Here is an 11,973-nt window from a genome sequence, read left to right as displayed (position 1 = left end):
GTATGATATTTACTGGATTTAAATCTTTTATTTGATAAAAAACCGCCTCAAAAAGACGGTTTTAATGATTTTACATATCGTAATTTTTATCCATTTTAAAGGACTCCATAAATTTGGTGGTATAGTTACCTTCCACAAAATCTGGGTCATCCATCAGTTGTCTATGGAACGGAATAGTAGTTTTAATACCATCGATATAAAACTCTTCCAATGCTCGTTTCATTTTTGCAATTGCCTCTTCTCTGGTCTGTGCCGTAGTGATGAGTTTTGCAATCATAGAATCATAGTTAGATGGAATGGTATAGCCAGAATAAACGTGGGTATCAATTCTAATACCGTGCCCTCCTGGGATATTCAGTCCACTGATTTTTCCTGGGCTTGGACGGAAATCTGCATAAGGATCTTCCGCATTGATTCTACATTCTATAGAGTGCAGTTTCGGAAAATGGTTGATGCCAGAGATTGGCGTACCAGCTGCCAGTAGAATCTGTTCTCTAATCAAGTCGTAATCAATAACTTGTTCAGTGATAGGGTGTTCTACTTGGATTCTGGTGTTCATTTCCATAAAATAGAAATTTCTGTGTTTGTCCACCAAGAATTCAATAGTACCTACCCCTTCGTAGCCAATAAATTCAGCCGCTTTCACCGCAGCATCTCCCATTTTTTGACGAAGTTCATCGGTCATAAAAGGTGATGGCGTTTCCTCCACCAGTTTCTGATTTCTTCTTTGGATAGAACAATCTCTCTCCGAAAGGTGACACGCTTTCCCAAATTGGTCTCCCGCGATTTGAATTTCAATATGGCGAGGCTCTTCGATGAGTTTTTCCATATACATCCCACCATTGCCAAAGGCTGCCGTAGCCTCCTGAATGGCAGAATCCCAATGATCTTTCAGATCCTCTGCTTTCCACACCGCACGCATTCCTTTACCACCGCCACCAGCAGTAGCTTTTATCATCACAGGATAGCCTATTTCTTCTGCTATTTTTGCAGCTTCTTCATAAGATTCTATCAATCCATCAGAGCCAGGTACGCAAGATACACCTGCTGCTTTCATTGTAGCTTTTGCATTGGCTTTATCTCCCATTTTCTCTATTTGCTCAGGGGTAGCACCAATGAACTTGATACCATTTTTCTGGCAAATTCTGGAGAAATTAGCATTTTCAGACAAGAAGCCATACCCTGGATGGATGGCGTCTGCATTGGTGATTTCTGCAGCTGCAAGAATGTTAGGAATATTAAGGTAAGAATCCTTACTCATTGCAGGTCCTATACAAACGGCTTCATCTGCAAATCTCACGTGGAGACTATCTTTGTCTGCCGTAGAATATACTGCAACCGTTTTGATTCCCATTTCCCTGCAAGTGCGTAGAATACGCATTGCGATTTCACCACGATTGGCTATTAATATTTTTTTGAACATAATTTTAATTAGTTAATCTGATAATTAGTTAATTTAGTAATGTTTACCTTTTGAATTTGAGAATTTAAAATTATCTAATTAGCTCATTTTCAAATTACTAATTTCTAAGATGGATCTACCAAGAATAACGGTTGATCGTATTCTACAGGCGTTGCATCATCTACTAAAATCTTCACGATTTTTCCAGAAACCTCAGATTCTATCTGGTTGAAAAGTTTCATAGCTTCTATCACGCAAACCACTTTTCCTTCAGAAACAGCATCTCCCACATTTACAAAAGGGTCTTTATCTGGGGACGGTTTTCTGTAGAAAGTTCCAATCATAGGAGATTTAATGGTGATAAATTTACTATCATCTGCCGGAGTTTCTGCTTTTTCTGTAGCTACCGGAGTTGCAGGAGCTGCCGCTACTGGAGCAGGAGCTACTGGAGCCGTTTGGAAAACTTGTGGCTGAGGTACAAAGTTTACAGCTTCATTACCCGCCAATGGCGTTTTAATGGTAATTTCAAAATCTTTTGTTTTGTATTTAACTTCTGATACTTCAGCTTTAGATACAAATTTGATCAGGTTTTGTATTTCTCTAATGTCCATAATACTTATTTGAATAGTGCCCAAAAATACGAAAAAAAACAAAAAGCCACTCAATTTTTTAGAAAAATGAGTGGCTTTTGTATGAAAATGAAGTTTAACCAATGATTTTTAGTTCTCTTCAGTAGTTTCAGTTTCTTTTTCCATTACTACTTTTCCTCTGTAGTAAAGTTTACCTTCGTGCCAATGTGCTCTGTGGTAAAGGTGTAATTCACCTGTAGTTGCATCTTTAGCCAATTGAGGAACTACTGCTTTGTAATGTGTTCTTCTTTTGTCTCTTCTTGTGCTTGATTGTCTTCTCTTTGGATGTGCCATTTCTAATAATTTTTTTGATGAGCGATGAGATTCATCATCTCATCATATTTAAACTATTTATTTTATTTTTTTAATTTCTTTAATGCTTCCCACCTAGGGTCTATATGGTCTTCGGTGGAGTCTTCTTGCTCTTTGGGGCTGTACTGTTCTATTATTTCTAAATCTTCCTCTTTCAGGTTAGGTGAAAGTTTTTTCATCGGGATAGATAATATGATGCTTTCATAAATCATCTGGGCAATATTGAAAGCGTAGTCCGTACTAGGTATGGTAATCACTTCTTCATTGCTATCGTCATATTCTTCACCGAATTTTACCAAAAGTTTCATTTCGTTCTCTACATTATAGTCAAACGCATCATTGCTGATGTCGCATTGTAATGTAACCCAGCCTTTGGTGCTAATCCAAAACTCAAGAAAGGTAGAGTGTTTGTCCATTAGGATATTGGCTTCTACTCTTGGGTTAGAAAATTCTTGTTCAGTCTCAAAAAGTTCAAAGAACGCTTGTTTAATCTCAAATTGGAACTCGTGTTTTCCTTCCTTTAATCCAGAAAATACGATATCATAATTTTTAAACTTATCCATAAAATGAGGTTGCAAAGATATATATATTTTTTGAATTTGCAAATATTTATACCGCTGATTTTTTTGCTGCTACAAAAATAATGAAAAATAATGACTTAGGTGAGAATGAGAGAGAAGTTAAAAAAAAAATAAAAGGATTTGGCATATTGATTTTTTTTCTTATATTTATTGGCTGAAAGGTAACCTTAAAATTTTTGAAATATGAATGAGTTTATTTTAATGGTTTTGGTGTTAATGTTTTTAGTTTTAAAATGGAATAAAAAGTTGGAATTTCTTAAAACTAGAAATTGGCAGTTGGGGATTCTCTCTATATTGAGTGTATTTTTCCTATATCATTTAGGTATTTTAGTTTGGGAATCTCTTTATAGTCAAATTCTCAACTTGAAAATTTTCCAAATGCTACTTTTGTTATCAGCTGTACTTGTAATGAGTATTAAGCATTTTAGAAAAAAGTATCAAAATTAAAAATAATAGTTATGAAGAATATTTTTGTTATTATCTTAATGGTGAGTGGTTTTTTATCTGCTCAAAATAGGTTTCAGTATCAAGTGGTATTTAAAATAGATTCTCTGAATAGAGATTTTGTTCAGACAGAACTCTTTAACTTGGATTTTGCTGATGGAGAAACTATCTTCTATCCCGCCACTTATGTGAAGGCAGATTCTGTGATGGAGCGAGGCGGAAGAGCAAGTAGTGTGTTGAACCAAAAAATAGATTTTGTGGTAATGAAAAATCACAAAACGCAGGAAATGGGTTTTATGGATATGCTGGGAATGATGAGATTATCTACAGTGGAACCTCGTGAACTGAAATGGAAAGTTATCAATGAAACTAAAAAAGTAGAGCAATATACCTTGCAAAAGGCAATGACTCATTTTGCAGGAAGAGAATGGACAGCGTGGTTTTCAAAAGATGTTCAGATTCAAGATGGACCATATAAGTTCAAAGGATTGCCAGGATTGGTATTTAGTGTAGAAGATAGCAAGAAAGATTATGTCTTTGAACTTATTAATATTCAGAAAATTGAAAAGCCAATGAGATTGGAGTTTTTTGATAAATTGAAACTGAAGGCTATAAAAGTAGATTATGAGAAGTTTAAGAAGATGAAGCAAAAATATCAAGAAAATCCAGAAGCGTTTTTTCAACAACTTCCAGGCTTTTCAGAAATGCCAGCAGATGAGTTAAAGAATATTATTTCAACCTTTGTAGAAAGAGAGAAAAAACAGAATAATAAGATAGAACTTTCAATGAATTAAAACGCGAAGCGGTCATCAGACGATGACCGCTTCGCTATTATCCTTCGGGAATTTCTGGTAAATCTTCATCTACACCGCTATCAGCGGTGGTTTTTCTCGGTTGAAGTCGGTTTTTGAGAAGTTCCTGATACTCTTGTCTATTTCTAAAAATTTTAATTCCCGTGAAGATAGCTTCTGTAAGGCTTCTTTCATCGGCAATGTTTTTTCCAGCAATATCGTACGCTGTGCCGTGGTCTGGCGAAGTGCGGATGTACGGCAATCCCGCTGTGTAATTAACCCCCTCTTCGTAAGCCAATGTTTTGAAAGGTGCTAAACCTTGGTCGTGATACATTGCTAATACGGCGTCATAGTTTTGATACTTATTGGGCTGGAAAAAGCTATCCGCAGGGAAAGGGCCAAAGGCTAAAATGCCACTATCAAACATTTCATCTATTGCAGGGGAGATGAGGTCTATTTCTTCTTTTCCTATGGCACCGCCATCACCAGCGTGAGGGTTTAGCCCCAATACAGCAATTTTAGGTTTGACAATCTGGAAATCCTCTATCAAGGTTTGGTGGAGGAGTTTGATTTGCTTTTTTATTTTCTCTTTGGAGATATTTTGTGCTACTTCAGAGATAGGGATGTGGTGGGTAGATACAGCCACTTTCAAATCTTCCGTTACCAAAAACATCAGTCCTTTTTTACCAAATTTTTCTTCAAAAAAGCCTGTATGTCCAGCGTGTTTGAAACCCTGTTTCATCATCTCATCTTTATTGATGGGAGCGGTTACCAAAACATCTATATCTCCATTAATAAGGGCGTTGGTGGCGGCTTCTAGAGAATCTATTGCCATTCTGGTAGATTCTTCGGTAGGGGAGCCTAGCTCTACATTCACATTGTCTTTCCAGAGGTTCACCATATTCAGTTTACCAGATTGAGCTTGAGACGCTTCCGTGATATAGTTGAAATTAAGATTGAGCTTGAAGATGTTTTTCTGATAGGTGAATAGTTTCCCTGAAGCAAAAATAATGGGTGTAAAAAAATCTGTGATATGCTTATCTTTAAGGGCTTTCATAATGATTTCTGGCCCAATGCCATTAAAATCACCTACGGAGAAGCCTATTTTTATTTTTGGATGTTTAGAACTCATATTTATTAATTATCTTTGAAGAAGAATTTTTTATGATGTTACAAATTTAGCAAAAAGAATAATATGTTTACAGGAATTGTTGAAGCAATAGGAAAAGTAGAAGAAATAAGAAAAGAGGGAACCAATATTCATTTTACATTAAGTTGCCCATTTACGGGGGAATTGAAGATAGATCAAAGTGTGGCTCATAACGGTTGTTGCCTTACGGTGGTGGAGTTGCTAGGGGATAAGTATCGTGTAACGGCGATAGATGAAACGCTGGAAAAAACCAATTTAGGCACTTGGCAGGTGGGTACGCTGGTTAATTTGGAGCGATGTGTAAAGATGGATGGGCGTTTAGATGGGCACATTGTGCAAGGGCATATAGACGCTACTGCAAAAATTATTGGTATAGAAAACAAGAATGGCAGTTATTTTGTTACATTCCAATACGATTCTGAGGAGTTTATTACCGTTCCGCAAGGTTCTATCACTGTTAATGGGATTAGCCTAACGGTGGCGGAGAGTGGAGATGATACTTTCTCGGTAGCCCTTATCCCTTATACTTGGGAGTTTACCAATATGAAAACTCTAAAACAAGGTGATGAAGTTAATTTGGAGTTTGATATTGTGGGCAAATATGTAGCAAAATTATTAGAGAAACAAAATGCCATTAAGTAAATACAAAGGATATAGTTTACGAAACGGAATTTTCTGGGGATGTTTATTAGTTTGCTTGCTGAGTATTCTTGGCTCAGCTTTGGTGTCTTATAATGTCTTAAAAGAAAATGCGATAGAACAAAGTAGAACAGATCAACAGAAAAAATCTGATGCTCTGATGGCGGCGTTGGACTACGCTGTGAGCCACGAGCAAGCATCTACAGAAGATTTACCCAGAATATTAGGTAATAAAATTTTTGAAATATCAGACATTAGTGATACCGATGTTGTCATCTACGATTTGAAAGGGAACTATCTCTTGTCTAATAAAGATGCGGAGCAAGTAGCACAGAAAAAACTTTCGGATTTTTTGTTGAAAAGAATATTATCCGAAAAAGTAAGGGTGGATTTTCAGAGCTATGATACTCAGCTAAACTCTGAGGTTATTTCCTCTTATATGATTCTTAGAAACAATGTTTTAGAGCCTATTGCTATCGTTTATTATCCTTACTATCATAGTGATGATGTTTATCTTAATGTACTTAATAAGTATGTGAGAAATCTCATTATTGTCAATCTTTTGATTATTCTGATTGCGATAAGAATCAGTTGGAGAATTTCTAAAAACCTTACCAAATCTCTTACTAAATTTGCTGAACATACGAGTAAATTTACCCTTTTTGAAAGGGATATAAAACCTATTCGTTATTATCAGAAAGATGAACTGAGTATTTTGGTGAAATCTTATAACAGAATGGTACTTACAATACAAGAGCAGAGAGAGCGTTTAACCCTTTTGGAAAAAGAACAAGCGTGGAGAGAGATGGCAAAACAAGTAGCTCACGAAGTGAAAAATCCGCTAACGCCAATGAAACTGACCATTCAAAACTTTAAAAGAAAATTTGACCCGAATGACCCTAATATAGAGGAGAAAGTAGGGCAGATAGCAGATGCTATGGTACACCAGATAGATTCGATAGCTACTGTAGCTACCGCTTTTTCACAATTTGTACAACTACCAGAGAAGAATAATGAAGACATTGATTTAAAGCAAGAAATTACCAATATTGTAAAAGCTTTTGATGATGAGAATATTTTTGTCCACTCCAACCGAAACGAAATTTCAATAAAGATGGATAAAATTTATCTCAATCGTATTATGACCAATCTTATTACCAATGCACAACAAGCAGTTGTAGAGGGGCGAAAATCTATGATTAATGTAGATGTAGAACAGCATCAGAAAAGAGTTATAATTTCTGTAGAAGATAATGGTGTAGGTATAAAGGAAGATATGTATGATAGAATCTTTGAACCAAGTTTTACTTCTAAAAATTCTGGAATGGGCTTGGGGCTTACAATGGTGAGGAAGATGATAGAGGATTACCAAGGGTCTATTACCGTGAAATCCGAGTTGGGGAAAGGGACTAAATTTACCATTACACTTCCTGCTAATGTCTAGAGGGATGAAGCTATTTATATTCCAACAGTTTGATATCAAGCAGTCTTCGGAGGTGTTTCGGGTGGGGACAGATGGTGTTTTGCTTGGTGCATTGGCACAATGTGAAGGGGCGAGCAGAGCTCTTGAAATAGGAACGGGTACGGGGCTAATTTCCCTGATGCTGGCACAGAGAAACCCTGAATTGCAAATTTTAGCTTTGGATATTAATCCGCAGGCAGTGGCTTTAGCTCAGGAAAATTTTTTAGCTTCTCCTTTTTCATCACGATTGAGAGTGCAAGAGAGGGATTTTAAAATGTTTTCTTCCGAAAATCAATGGGATTGGATGGTTTCTAATCCACCTTACTTTGATGAAAATACCTCTCAAAAAGATGTCCTAGCGAGGCAAAAAATAGAATTAGAATTTTCAGATTTGATTCATAAATCTTCGGAGTTTCTTACGGAGCAAGGGGTATTATCGCTTATTATTCCCGCAGAAAGTGGGGCGGAAATGGTAAGGCTAGCGGCAGAATGCCATTTTCATCTCATCCGAAAAATCAATATACAAGGGATTAAAGGAGGTAAAGTGAAACGCTTCATTTTAGAGTTTTCCAAAACACCAAAACCGCTGAATGAAACCACCTTCACCATCGAAGAAAAAGCAAGGCAATATTCATCAGAATATTTAGAACTCACCAAGGCGTTTCATTGTTTTAATAAGAAATAAAAAATCCTACATATTGCAGGATTTTGTAGTATTTAGGATTCAAAAAGTTCTGTAGTATCCATTACCGTTACGGCACCATCTTCGCATTTAATGGCTTCCCCTGGGAAGTTGTGTATCATATGGTAATCGTGTGTCGCCATCACTACCGCAGAATTGTTTTCTAAAGCCACATTTTTCAGCAAGGTCATAATCTCATTGCTGGTTTCAGGGTCTAGGTTTCCTGTAGGCTCATCGGCTAAAATCAATTGAGGATGATTGAGTAATGCTCTTGCGATAGCAACACGCTGCTGCTCGCCGCCCGAAAGTTCGTGAGGCATTTTATGTTTTTTACTTTTCATTCCCACGCTGCCCAATACTTCGTTGATGCGGTCGTCTATTCGGGTCTTATCTTTCCAGCCTGTTGCCTCCAATACAAATTTTAGGTTTTTTTTCACCGTTCTATCAGATAGCAATTGGAAATCTTGGAAAACAATGCCTAATTTTCTCCTCAAATCTGGAATTTGAGAGGTTCTTAGTTTGGCTAAATCAAACCCTGCTACATTGCCATCTCCCTGAGCTAAAGGGATATGCCCATACAATGTTTTGAGCAAGGAACTCTTTCCAGAGCCTGTTTTCCCAATGAGGTAGCAAAATCTCCCCTTCTTAATGTTGAGATTAACATTAGAAAGCACAGTGAAATTTTTCTGGGCAATTTTAGCATTTTTAAGGCTGATGATGTCATCTCCTGAAATATTGCTGTGTGGCATAGCGTTTAGATTTTTATGAATTCCAAAAGTAAGGAAAACTTTATTTCGTTGCTAATTTTTATCAAATTTTAACAACAAAAAATGCTTGAAAAATGATTTCAAGCATATTCCGTATATGTGATGAGAATTATCTCTTTGCTCGAGAAGCACTAACAGTTAAGCTTTTTCTGCCTTTTGCTCTTCTTGCTGCCAAAACTCTTCTACCGTTTGGCGTGGACATTCTTTCTCTGAAACCGTGCTTGTTTCTTCTTTTTCTTTCTGATGGTTGGAATGTTCTCTTGCTCATTTCTAATATCTTTAAGTGTCAACTATTTTCTTATAAATTTCAGATTGCAAAAATACAAAATTATTTATACCACACAAATTAATTTCAAAAAAAATAATGCTTTAAACTAAAAAAGCTCTGAATAGGCTAGGGAAGGCTCATTAGAACATCGGTGCTGATAGTGTGATAATAGGAATCGTTCGTTATCAATTCATCCTAAAACATTACCTTTGCAAAAAATCAATAGTTATGTTTACACCTTCGGAACTTTCAGAGATTCGTCAGTTTTTAACACCAGAACGCAAGATAGTTATCATCACCCATTATAATCCAGATGGTGATGCTATAGGGTCTTCGCTTGGACTAAAACATTATCTGAAAACCAAAGGTATAGCAGCAGATGTGGTGGTGCCTAATGATTTTCCGAAGTTTTTGAAATGGATGCCAGAAGCTAAAAAAATTACCATTGCCGAGTATAAAAAGAAAAAAGCACACGAGTTGATAGATGCGGCGGATGTGATGTTTATTTTAGATTTCAATGCGGCACATCGTTCGGGGAACTTAGTGGCACCGTGGATAGAAAAAGCATCAGCGATTAAAATTTTGATAGACCACCACCAGCAACCTGATGCGTTTGATTTTGTCTATTCTGATACCACTATCCCAGCTACTTCGCAGATGGTGTACCACTTTATAGAAGCAATGGAGGATACTCAAAAGGTGAATCTGGATATAGCTCAATGTCTTTATACGGGGATAATGACGGATACGGGAGGCTTTAGATTCCGTTCTACTTCGGCTACTACGCACCGCATCATTGCAGAGCTGATAGACCACGGAGCAGACCCTGCTACCATTACCTCTAACACTTGGGATAATAATACCATTTCTCGTCTTCAATTGCTTTCCTTGGTTTTGGGAAGATTAGAGGTGGTGAAAGATGGTAAAGTAGCCATTCTCTATTTAAAACGAAAAGAATTGCAAGAATTAGGTTTTGAAAAAGGAGATACGGAAGGTTTTGTAAACTATGGGCTTAGCCTGATGGGCACTCGGATGTCGGCATTTTTTATGGAAGATTTGTATGAAGATTTCATTAAGATTTCATTCCGTTCCAAGGATGATGTAGATGTTAATCAGTTTGCGAGAAAGTATTTCAATGGCGGAGGGCATATCAATGCCGCAGGTGGCAAATATTTTAAAACCATTGAGGAAACCATCACCGATTTCAAGGAAAAAATAGAAATAGAGGATTTTTAATTTTTTATTAGTTAGTAAATATTTTTATCAGAAGTTTAATAATGTTTTTAAACTTCTGTTTTTTTTTTTTTTTTTTTTTGTACGGTGATTGATTGAAATTCAAACAATGTATTGCGTATAATTGAAAAATATTATATTATTGCGAAACGAAAAGAATATTAAAAATAAAAAGTGAAAATTTATGAAGAAACTATCAACATTATTGCTGTGCTTGCCACTTGTAGCAATGGCACAGACGGAAGAGCTAAGGAAATTGCCAAAAGTGGAATTGGGCTTCCAAGGAATTAACCTTGGCTATGAATTGCCTTTGGGTAAAAAATGGCTGGTAGAACCACAGATTGGTATGGGTGGTACGGTAGAAATCACGAATTCATCTATCAGCTACCGAATGGGGGCTACGGCATCTCAAAATTATTTTTCTCCTTTCGTGGGCGGGCATCTTCGCTATTATTTCAACCGAGATAGAAGAGAGAGCAAAGGGCATTCTTTGGCGAATAATGCAGGAAGCTATTGGGGGTTCCAAACCAAGATGGTCTATAATAGCAATGTAGATTCTGTATTGGTGAATGATTTCCATTTCGGACAGCAGTTGCCATTGGGCAAAAATTTTGTTTTCCGATACAATGCAGGTGTGGGAATGGGCTTCAATCTTGCGTATGGCTATGGGGCGATTTACCCAATCGTTGGGGCAAGTTTTGGCTATGCGTTTTAGGATAAATATCCCCGCTTCATACACGAAGTGGGGATTTTTGTTTTAGGTCGTTTGCAAACTTTTTAATTTTCTAACAACTCTGTATTTACAATAGCGGCACAGATTTCAGGTTTTTCCCAATGCCCGTTGTGTCCGCAATCCAGCGAATATATTTTGAGATTACTTCGCTGAGGTAATTCTGTGAGCCATTCATTTTTTACGGCTCCATCGTGGCGTCCTGATATGATGAGGATTTTCTTGTTAAATTGTTCTAATATAGCCACTCTATTAGGGCGTTCTATCATTCCGCGTTGGGCAGCTTTTACACCTTCAGGGTTTGTAGAGAGAGCCAGCGTTTTTGCTAAATCTATTTTATCCTTCAAGACATCGCGTTCATTAGGATTGAAGAGATTCGGGATGCTATTATTAACGAACATAGAAAACGCTTGGTCTATAATGCCAAGGCTTCGGTGTCGTATTTGTTTTTTCTCCTCGTCATCAGGCAAAGCTGTTGAGAAGAATAGCGTAAGACTTGCCAAACTATGGGCGTACTTCTCTGCAAAAGCCAAGGAAACATAGCCTCCCATAGAATGCCCTAAGAGATGAAATGTATTCAGCCCCAAGGCGTCGGTTACCTCTTTCACTTTCTCTGCCATCAGCTCCATTGTATGGGTTTGGGCATAGAGGTCGCTTCTGCCGTGCCCTGGCAAATCTATTTTGATGAGGCGAAACCGCTTAGAGAGTAGGTATGTCATATCTTCCCACATCAGGAGATTTTCCATAAAACCGTGTAGAAGTACCAAATTTTGACTTCCTGTTCCGTATATTTCGTAGTTGAGCATCGTATTTTTGTTTACAAAGATAGGGAAGTTTGCCTTGAGCAGGTTAATATGAGCATAAAGCACCAAAATATGAGCAA

At 37.1% G+C, this 11,973-nt stretch carries 15 protein-coding genes; 7 read left to right on the top strand and 8 right to left on the bottom strand.

Annotated elements, in window-relative coordinates:
* Positions 1-70: 70 nt before the first annotated feature.
* From accC to ACFFUE_RS03565, 4 genes are all read right to left on the bottom strand, one after another.
* Complete coding sequence (gene accC / locus ACFFUE_RS03580) at positions 71-1,423, bottom strand: acetyl-CoA carboxylase biotin carboxylase subunit (RefSeq protein WP_376832842.1); 1,353 nt, start codon at positions 1,421-1,423, stop codon at positions 71-73.
* Positions 1,424-1,527: 104 nt separating this feature from the next.
* On the bottom strand, positions 1,528-2,013 hold the full coding sequence (gene accB, locus ACFFUE_RS03575) for an acetyl-CoA carboxylase biotin carboxyl carrier protein (RefSeq protein ID WP_376832841.1): 486 nt from the start codon (positions 2,011-2,013) through the stop codon (positions 1,528-1,530).
* A gap of 108 nt (positions 2,014-2,121) precedes the next feature.
* Entirely contained in the window at positions 2,122-2,325 is a 204-nt protein-coding gene (rpmF, locus tag ACFFUE_RS03570) for a 50S ribosomal protein L32 (protein ID WP_376832840.1), read from the bottom strand.
* A gap of 62 nt (positions 2,326-2,387) precedes the next feature.
* On the bottom strand, positions 2,388-2,906 hold the full coding sequence (locus ACFFUE_RS03565) for a YceD family protein (RefSeq protein ID WP_376832839.1): 519 nt from the start codon (positions 2,904-2,906) through the stop codon (positions 2,388-2,390).
* 201 nt (positions 2,907-3,107) lie between these two features.
* Between ACFFUE_RS03565 and ACFFUE_RS03560 the strand changes: the two genes are divergently transcribed.
* Together ACFFUE_RS03560 and ACFFUE_RS03555 are read left to right on the top strand one after the other, a co-directional pair.
* A complete protein-coding gene (locus tag ACFFUE_RS03560; RefSeq protein WP_376832838.1) occupies positions 3,108-3,371 on the top strand; it encodes a hypothetical protein in 264 nt (87 codons plus the stop codon).
* Positions 3,372-3,382: 11 nt separating this feature from the next.
* On the top strand, positions 3,383-4,162 hold the full coding sequence (locus ACFFUE_RS03555) for a GLPGLI family protein (RefSeq protein WP_376832837.1): 780 nt from the start codon (positions 3,383-3,385) through the stop codon (positions 4,160-4,162).
* Positions 4,163-4,199: 37 nt separating this feature from the next.
* Here ACFFUE_RS03555 and pdxA read toward each other — a convergent pair whose 3' ends face one another.
* Positions 4,200-5,291 (bottom strand): 4-hydroxythreonine-4-phosphate dehydrogenase PdxA, encoded by a 1,092-nt coding sequence (gene pdxA / locus ACFFUE_RS03550; RefSeq protein WP_376832836.1) that lies wholly within the window; start codon positions 5,289-5,291, stop codon positions 4,200-4,202.
* Positions 5,292-5,354: 63 nt separating this feature from the next.
* Here pdxA and ACFFUE_RS03545 point away from each other — a divergent pair, with 63 nt between their 5' ends.
* From ACFFUE_RS03545 to ACFFUE_RS03535, 3 genes are read left to right on the top strand one after another with little or no spacing between them, the layout of a single operon-like run.
* On the top strand, positions 5,355-5,951 hold the full coding sequence (locus tag ACFFUE_RS03545; RefSeq protein WP_376832835.1) for a riboflavin synthase: 597 nt from the start codon (positions 5,355-5,357) through the stop codon (positions 5,949-5,951).
* Positions 5,938-7,392 (top strand): sensor histidine kinase, encoded by a 1,455-nt coding sequence (locus tag ACFFUE_RS03540; protein ID WP_376832834.1) that lies wholly within the window; start codon positions 5,938-5,940, stop codon positions 7,390-7,392. Before ACFFUE_RS03545 ends, ACFFUE_RS03540 begins: the two co-directional genes overlap by 14 nt.
* Positions 7,393-7,396: 4 nt before the next feature.
* Positions 7,397-8,095 carry a tRNA1(Val) (adenine(37)-N6)-methyltransferase gene (locus ACFFUE_RS03535; protein WP_376832833.1) on the top strand — a complete coding sequence of 233 codons (699 nt, stop codon included), beginning with the start codon at positions 7,397-7,399 and terminating at the stop codon, positions 8,093-8,095.
* Between the two features lie 32 nt (positions 8,096-8,127).
* On the opposite strand, the gene ACFFUE_RS03530 is transcribed toward ACFFUE_RS03535, so the two are convergent.
* Positions 8,128-8,841 carry a cell division ATP-binding protein FtsE gene (locus ACFFUE_RS03530; RefSeq protein WP_376832832.1) on the bottom strand — a complete coding sequence of 238 codons (714 nt, stop codon included), beginning with the start codon at positions 8,839-8,841 and terminating at the stop codon, positions 8,128-8,130.
* A gap of 127 nt (positions 8,842-8,968) precedes the next feature.
* Positions 8,969-9,127, bottom strand: a complete 159-nt coding sequence (gene rpmH, locus ACFFUE_RS03525) for a 50S ribosomal protein L34 (protein ID WP_007843334.1) — start codon at positions 9,125-9,127, stop codon at positions 8,969-8,971.
* Positions 9,128-9,355: 228 nt separating this feature from the next.
* On the opposite strand from rpmH, the gene ACFFUE_RS03520 reads away from it, so the two are divergent.
* A complete protein-coding gene (locus ACFFUE_RS03520) occupies positions 9,356-10,363 on the top strand; it encodes a DHH family phosphoesterase (RefSeq protein ID WP_376832831.1) in 1,008 nt (335 codons plus the stop codon).
* A 181-nt stretch (positions 10,364-10,544) separates the two neighbouring features.
* Complete coding sequence (locus tag ACFFUE_RS03515) at positions 10,545-11,075, top strand: hypothetical protein (RefSeq protein WP_327985211.1); 531 nt, start codon at positions 10,545-10,547, stop codon at positions 11,073-11,075.
* A 62-nt stretch (positions 11,076-11,137) separates the two neighbouring features.
* Here the strand turns inward: ACFFUE_RS03515 and ACFFUE_RS03510 are convergent, their stop codons facing one another.
* Positions 11,138-11,896: an alpha/beta fold hydrolase gene (locus ACFFUE_RS03510; protein WP_376833276.1), complete on the bottom strand. Its 759-nt coding sequence runs from the start codon at positions 11,894-11,896 to the stop codon at positions 11,138-11,140.
* Between the last annotated feature and the right edge of the window lie 77 nt (positions 11,897-11,973).

It is taken from the genome of Bergeyella porcorum (assembly GCF_042427575.1).
GTDB lineage: Bacteria > Bacteroidota > Bacteroidia > Flavobacteriales > Weeksellaceae > Bergeyella > Bergeyella porcorum.
The sequence above is the reverse complement of the archived record's forward strand: the minus strand, read 5'-3'. Positions and strand labels throughout refer to the sequence as shown.

Coding starts and splice junctions, on each gene's coding strand:
- ACFFUE_RS03560 (WP_376832838.1), top strand. CDS start 3,108: ATGAATGAGTTTATTTTAATGGTTTTGGTGTTAATGTTTTTAGTTTTA.
- ACFFUE_RS03515 (WP_327985211.1), top strand. CDS start 10,545: ATGAAGAAACTATCAACATTATTGCTGTGCTTGCCACTTGTAGCAATG.
- ACFFUE_RS03520 (WP_376832831.1), top strand. CDS start 9,356: ATGTTTACACCTTCGGAACTTTCAGAGATTCGTCAGTTTTTAACACCA.
- rpmH (WP_007843334.1), bottom strand. CDS start 9,127: ATGAGCAAGAGAACATTCCAACCATCAGAAAGAAAAAGAAGAAACAAG.
- ACFFUE_RS03565 (WP_376832839.1), bottom strand. CDS start 2,906: ATGGATAAGTTTAAAAATTATGATATCGTATTTTCTGGATTAAAGGAA.
- pdxA (WP_376832836.1), bottom strand. CDS start 5,291: ATGAGTTCTAAACATCCAAAAATAAAAATAGGCTTCTCCGTAGGTGAT.
- ACFFUE_RS03510 (WP_376833276.1), bottom strand. CDS start 11,896: ATGCTCAACTACGAAATATACGGAACAGGAAGTCAAAATTTGGTACTT.
- ACFFUE_RS03530 (WP_376832832.1), bottom strand. CDS start 8,841: ATGCCACACAGCAATATTTCAGGAGATGACATCATCAGCCTTAAAAAT.
- ACFFUE_RS03555 (WP_376832837.1), top strand. CDS start 3,383: ATGAAGAATATTTTTGTTATTATCTTAATGGTGAGTGGTTTTTTATCT.
- accC (WP_376832842.1), bottom strand. CDS start 1,423: ATGTTCAAAAAAATATTAATAGCCAATCGTGGTGAAATCGCAATGCGT.
- accB (WP_376832841.1), bottom strand. CDS start 2,013: ATGGACATTAGAGAAATACAAAACCTGATCAAATTTGTATCTAAAGCT.
- ACFFUE_RS03545 (WP_376832835.1), top strand. CDS start 5,355: ATGTTTACAGGAATTGTTGAAGCAATAGGAAAAGTAGAAGAAATAAGA.
- ACFFUE_RS03540 (WP_376832834.1), top strand. CDS start 5,938: ATGCCATTAAGTAAATACAAAGGATATAGTTTACGAAACGGAATTTTC.
- rpmF (WP_376832840.1), bottom strand. CDS start 2,325: ATGGCACATCCAAAGAGAAGACAATCAAGCACAAGAAGAGACAAAAGA.
- ACFFUE_RS03535 (WP_376832833.1), top strand. CDS start 7,397: ATGAAGCTATTTATATTCCAACAGTTTGATATCAAGCAGTCTTCGGAG.